This is a genomic window from Amycolatopsis sp. NPDC004625, assembly GCF_040609695.1.
In the GTDB taxonomy this organism is placed as follows: domain Bacteria; phylum Actinomycetota; class Actinomycetes; order Mycobacteriales; family Pseudonocardiaceae; genus Amycolatopsis.
Map to the genome: position 1 here is coordinate 1 of NZ_JBEXKX010000111.1, position 5,774 is coordinate 5,774.

The following is a 5,774-nucleotide window of genomic DNA, read 5'->3' on the forward strand; positions in this document are numbered from 1 at the left end:
GGAGCGAATCGTGTATCGACAAACTCCGGAAACCGGCGTCGATACGGGCGAGCAGATCGACGCCGACCAAGCCGGGACCACGGCCCACTGTTTCTCACTCACGAGCCGCGGGGCAGCTCGGAGCGGACGAGTTCCAGGAGGCGGCCCAGCCAGTTGGCGCCGCTCGAGCTCCAGTACTTCGAAGCCCAGTCGTCGTAGAGCAGGCGGGCGTCTCCGGTGCCCAGCAACGTCGCCGCCATCGCCGGGTGGCGCTCGAACTTGTCCCGCAGCAGGGCGGCCATCACGCCCAGCCGGGCCGCCGGCCAGCCCGCGCGCCGGGGCGCCTCCTCGCCGAGGGTCCGGGCGTCGAGGCCGCGGGCGGCGGCGGCGATCCGGTCGTGCCAGCCGGTGTCGTCGGTGGAGAGGGCCCAGTAGGCGTGCATGACGCTCGCGTACTCCCGGCCGCCGCTCGTCACCACCGCCGGGTAGTCGGCCTGCAGGACCTCCAGGCCCGCCGGGTCGGGCCAGCCGCCCGGGTGGACGGTCCCGCCCACGATCAGCGGGAAGGTCGTCTCCGGTCCGTCCGCCACCCGCCGCTCCTGGCTCCGGGCGGCCCCGGCCTCGCTCCGGCGGAAGTAGCCGAGCGCCCACGCCCGGAGCTCCGGGGTCACCGTGAGCGTCCGGTCCGGGTTCCGGGCCGGGATCGTCTCGCCCTCCTCGGCGAGCAGGATCCGCACCGGGACGTCGTTCTGGTCCATGTCGCCGAGCACGTGGATCCGGCGGTGCGCGGGGACGGCGTGGTACGCCTCCCGGACGAGTTCGAGATGGGCGCCGGTCGGATCCGCGGCGTACGCAAGCACCGCGTTCCAGCAGCGCCGGAAGGAGTCCGGCCGGTCGTTGAGCCGGTCCACCTCGTCGGCGAGCTCGCCGATCACCAGCTCCGGAGTCAGCCACGACTCCAGCGCCGGCACGGTTCCCCGGGCCGCGCCGGTGATGACCAGGGGTGCGCCCTCGGGCGGAGCCAGGGTCAGCGTGCCGTCGCCGAACGCGGCGCGGAGACCGTCGAAGTCCGTCGATTCGTAGCGCCAGCGGACGACGCCGTCCGCGAAGACGGCGAGCGGGCCGAGCGCGTAACGGTCACCGTCGCGGACGAAGACCAGGCGTTGCCGCCCCTCGACGACGTCGCCGCCGGCCACGCGCGACGTCGAGGTGGTGTCGGGCATGCCGGCGAGCCTGACGGGAGGTCAGGAGTCGCCCGCCGGGATCGGGTCGTCGTACTCCCCCGGTGGGCCGGCGTATTCGCGGCCGCCGGCGTCGGGGAACGGCCACGGGTTCGGGACGCAGCCGTGCAGCCCCAGCGTCTGCTGCTCCATCACCGGGGCCGGCTTGCCCGGGCCGGGGCACAGCTCGTGGCCCTGGCCGAGCCGGTGGCCGGTTTCGTGGGTGACCATGTACTGCCGGTAGACGTCCAGCGGGGCGCCGTAGTTCGGGACGGCGTTGGCCCAGCGGGCGACGTTGAGCACGACGTTGCTGCCGTTGCGGCAGGAGGTGTAGCTGTCCGGCGTGCCGCCGCACAGCTTGTCGCGGCTGGCCGGGGTGGCCAGGTAGAGGGTGAAGTCGGCGCTGTCCTGCGGACCGACCTGCTGCAGCCGCCACTGCCCGCCGGCGGTCCAGCCGCGCGGGTCGCCGAGGATGGTGCGGATGCTCTTCGCGAACTCGGCGGGCCCGACGCCGTCGATGTCGGTCTCGACGGCGATCCGGTAGCGCATCAGCCGGCCCGACTTCCCGGCGACCTCGTCGCTGCCCGGGGTGAACATCCACTGCCCGGACCCGGTCCGCGGGAAGCTGATGGCGACTTCGGCGGGCGCGGGCGGCGAAACCGGCGGCCGCTCGTCCGGCGGCGGCGGCACCGCGGTGGCGTCCCCGATGGCGGTGAGGATCGGCCCGGCCGCGGGCGCGGCCACGGGCTGCCCCTCGGCACCGCACCCGGCCACCGCCAGGGCGAGCACGGCGGCGGCCGCGGCCCGTCTCGCGGTTTTCGGCATGGGTCCTCCCGGGGTGCGCGGCTTCAGAAGGACATACGGGCCGCGGCCGGGAAAAGTTGCGGTGACCTGCGGTGGCTCAGCGTCACCGCAGTTCAGGCGCGGTGACTGTGACGACAGCCACAGGCTCAGCTCAGGAACTGGCGGAGCACCTCGGTGACCTGGCGGATCTCCGCCGTCCGGACGTTCTCCTGCTTCGTGTGCGCCAACGTCGGGTTGCCCGGGCCGAAGTTCACCGCCGGCATGCCCCGGGCCGCGAAGCGCGCCACGTCCGTCCAGCCCAGCTTCGCCGCCGCGCGGCCGCCTGCCGCCGCCACCAGTTCTGCCGCCGCCGGGGCCGACAGGCCCGGGAGGGCGCCCGGGGACAGGTCCACAACGGACAGTTCGAAGCCGCTGAACACCTCGCGCAGGTGACGCTCGGCCGCCGCCGGGTCGCGGTCCGGGGCGAAGCGGTGGTTCACCGTCAGCACCGCCGCGTCCGGGACCACGTTGCCCGCCACGCCGCCGCTGATCGACGTCGCCTGGAGGCCTTCGCGGTAGGTCAGGCCGTCGATGTCGACGATCCGCGGCGCGTACTCCGCCAGCCGCCGCAGGGGCTCGGCCAGCGCGTGGATCGCGTTCTCGCCCATCCACGCCCGCGCGGTGTGCGCCCGCTTCCCCGACAGCCGCAGCTCGACGCGCATGGTGCCCTGGCAGCCGGCCTCGATCACGCCGTTCGACGGCTCGCCGACGATCGCCAGGTCGCCCGCCAGCCACTCCGGCAGCTCGCGCTCGATCCGGCCGAGGCCGTTCTTGACCGCCTCGACCTCTTCGTTGTCGTAGAAGATGAAGGTGACGTCGTGCTTGGGCGACGGCAGCGTCGCCGCCAGGTGCAGGAAGACCGCGTCGCCGCCCTTCATGTCGACCGTGCCGAGGCCGTGCAGGAACTCCTCGTCACCGGTGCCCTCGCGCCGCGAAGGGAGGTTGCCGTTCTCCGGCACGGTGTCCAGGTGCCCGGCGAGCACGACCCGCGACCCGCGGCCGAGGTTCGTCCGCGCGAGGACGGCGTCACCGTTGCGGACGACCTCGAGGTGCGGCGCCTGCGCCTGCAGCGCTTCCTGCACGGCCGTCGCGATCTCCGCCTCGGCGCCGGACACGCTGAAGACGTCCACCAGCGCTGCGGTCAGGTCCACGGGATCGGCGTGCAGGTCGAGGCTCATGACCCGCACGCTACCGTGGGGGTGTGCGTAGGTTCGGAGTCACTGTGGGTGGCGCGGTGCTGGTCCTGGTCCTGTCGGCCTGCGGGAACGAAGCCGGCCCGGCCCCGAAGCCGCAGGCGGGCGTGCCCGGCCCGGACGCGCTGCCGACCAAGCTCGACGCCCTGACGGCGGACCAGTGCTACGCCAGCCCGCGCACCCAGCTGCCGAAGGGCTGCGAGAAGTACGTCACCGAGGTCGCCAACGTGCCGGGCGCGGCCCGCAAGCGCGCCGACGACCGCGACCCGCAGCTGACCGCGGAGGCCGCCAAGCTGGAGCAGGCCGTCGGGTCGTTCCGGAGCGCGGGCTGCACGACCGTCCCGGCCGCGGGCGGTCCCTGCTCGCAGGCGCTCGTCGACGTCGCCGGTGCCCTCGCGGGCCTGAAGAAGCAGGTAGACGCGCGGCCCACGAGTGGTTGATCCGCGTCACTCCACTACGGTGAGGGCCGTGAGCGAGCAGAGCCCGAACCCCGAAACCACCGGCGCCAGCGGCGTCGGGCTGGCCACCGTCACCACCGACGGGGCGGTCCTCGACACCTGGTACCCGCACCCCAAGCTCGTCGAAGGCGGCACCGCCGGCACCGAGCGCCTGAGCGCCGAAGAGGCCACCGAGCTGCTCGGCGAGGCCGCCGCGGCCCTGCTCGGCCCGGACACCGACCGCGGGGTCGAGGTCGTCGCCGTGCGCACCACGATCGCCAGGCTGGCCGACGCGCCCGCGGACACCCACGACATGTACCTGCGGCTACACCTGCTCTCGCACCGGCTGGTCCGCCCGCACGGCCAGAACCTCGACGGCATGTTCGGCCTGCTGGCCAACGTCGTGTGGACCAACCACGGCCCGTGCCCGGTCGAAGGCTTCGAGACGACCCGGCTGCGGCTGCGGACGCGCGGCCCGGTGACCGTCCACAGCGTCGACAAGTTCCCGCGGATGGTCGACTACGTCATGCCGTCCGGCGTGCGGATCGGTGACGCCGACCGCGTCCGGCTCGGCGCGCACCTGGCGTCGGGCACGACGGTGATGCACGAGGGCTTCGTCAACTTCAACGCCGGCACGCTCGGCGCGTCGATGGTCGAGGGCCGGATTTCGGCCGGTGTGGTCGTCGGCGACGGCTCGGACGTCGGCGGCGGCGCGTCGATCATGGGCACGCTGTCCGGCGGCGGCAAGGAGACGATCTCGCTGGGCGAGCGCTGCCTGATCGGCGCGAACGGCGGCGTGGGCATCTCGCTCGGCGACGACTCGGTCGTCGAGGCGGGGCTGTACGTCACGGCGGGCACGAAGGTCGTCGTCGAGGGCAAGGTCGTCAAGGCCCGCGAGCTCAACGGCATCTCGGGTGCGGTCTTCCGGCGCAACTCGGGGACCGGCGCGGTCGAGGTCGTGCCGCGCACCGGCGCCGGTGTCGAGCTGAACGCCGCACTGCACGCCAACGACTAAGGCGCTTCGTTCACCTACTATTCATGTGATGACCACCGAATCGTTGCCTCGCACGCCGGCCGAGCTGGGCCTGCCGGAGCTCCCGATCGAGGCGCACCCGGCCGATCCGGCGGAGCACCACGTCCGCGCCAAGCTCGACCGGGAGATCCGCGCCCTGCTCGCGTACGAACCCGGCACGCGCTCGGGCGCGGATCCGGAGGACCTGCACCAGATGCGCGTGGCGCTGCGGCGGATGCGCAGCGTGCTGAAGCTGTCCGGCGAGCTGGTCGGCGACGGCGCCGAGCCGGTGCGCGCGGAGCTGGGCTGGCTCGGCCAGTCGCTCGGCGAGGTGCGGGACTACGACGTGCTGATCGGGCACCTGCGCGAGGTCATCGCCGACTTCGAGGTCCGGGACCAGGCGGCGGGCCGCCGCCTGGTCTCGAAGTTCGTCACCGAGCGCGCCGCGGCGAAGCGGCGGCTGACCCGGGCGTTGTCCAGCGCCCGGTACTCGACGCTGCTGCGCGAGGTGAGCCTGCTGACCCGGGCGAAGGGCGTCCCGCACGAGGCCCCGCACAACCTGGTGACCGGCCTCGCGAAGCCGCACCGCAAGCTGGCGAAGGCGGTGGACGCGCTCCCGGCCGACCCGCCGGACGACGACCTGCACGCGTTGCGCATCCACGGCAAGAAGCTGCGCTACGCGGCCGAGCTGGCCCAGACGTCGGCGAAGAAGAAGCAGGCGGCGCGGATCAAGGTGCTGCTGAAGGCGACGAAGGACTTCCAGACGGTCCTCGGTGATCACCAGGACGCGGTGATGGCGGCCGAGCGGATGCGCTCGGTCCTGGAGTCGGTGGACGGCCCGATGGGGTTCGTCGCCGGCCGCATCGCCGAGCGCGAGCTGGGCCGCCGCGCGGAGGCCCGCGCGGTCTGGCGGAGGTCCTGGGCCGCGGTCGACGAGGCCGCCCGCGCCCTCCACGCCTGACCCGGCACCTTCGGCTCCCGTCCCCGGTCGTGGGGGGGGGTGTCTGGTGAAAGAAGAAACAAAAAAAAAAACAAAGAAAAAAAACAAAATAGACAGCGAGTCAGTACGAGAGGACCGCCGCGCCGGCGC

At 73.3% G+C, this 5,774-nt stretch carries 6 protein-coding genes; 3 read left to right on the top strand and 3 right to left on the bottom strand.

What is annotated here, in order from left to right; all coding sequences use genetic code 11:
* Positions 1-98: 98 nt before the first annotated feature.
* The 3 genes from ABZW17_RS46505 to dapE form a co-directional block, all read right to left on the bottom strand.
* Complete coding sequence (locus ABZW17_RS46505) at positions 99-1,202, bottom strand: NADAR family protein (protein WP_354829390.1); 1,104 nt, start codon at positions 1,200-1,202, stop codon at positions 99-101.
* Between the two features lie 21 nt (positions 1,203-1,223).
* On the bottom strand, positions 1,224-2,024 hold the full coding sequence (locus ABZW17_RS46510) for a DUF3152 domain-containing protein (RefSeq protein ID WP_354829392.1): 801 nt from the start codon (positions 2,022-2,024) through the stop codon (positions 1,224-1,226).
* A 125-nt stretch (positions 2,025-2,149) separates the two neighbouring features.
* Positions 2,150-3,220: a succinyl-diaminopimelate desuccinylase gene (dapE, locus tag ABZW17_RS46515; RefSeq protein ID WP_354829395.1), complete on the bottom strand. Its 1,071-nt coding sequence runs from the start codon at positions 3,218-3,220 to the stop codon at positions 2,150-2,152.
* 44 nt (positions 3,221-3,264) lie between these two features.
* On the opposite strand from dapE, the gene ABZW17_RS46520 reads away from it, so the two are divergent.
* The 3 genes from ABZW17_RS46520 to ABZW17_RS46530 are packed head-to-tail and all read left to right on the top strand — an operon-like array spanning position 3,265 to position 5,645.
* Complete coding sequence (locus ABZW17_RS46520) at positions 3,265-3,675, top strand: hypothetical protein (protein WP_354829403.1); 411 nt, start codon at positions 3,265-3,267, stop codon at positions 3,673-3,675.
* A gap of 28 nt (positions 3,676-3,703) precedes the next feature.
* Positions 3,704-4,687 (top strand): 2,3,4,5-tetrahydropyridine-2,6-dicarboxylate N-succinyltransferase, encoded by a 984-nt coding sequence (dapD, locus tag ABZW17_RS46525; protein WP_354829398.1) that lies wholly within the window; start codon positions 3,704-3,706, stop codon positions 4,685-4,687.
* 28 nt (positions 4,688-4,715) lie between these two features.
* Positions 4,716-5,645, top strand: coding sequence for a CHAD domain-containing protein (locus ABZW17_RS46530; protein WP_354829401.1), 930 nt, complete (start codon positions 4,716-4,718; stop codon positions 5,643-5,645).
* Positions 5,646-5,774 lie beyond the last annotated feature (129 nt).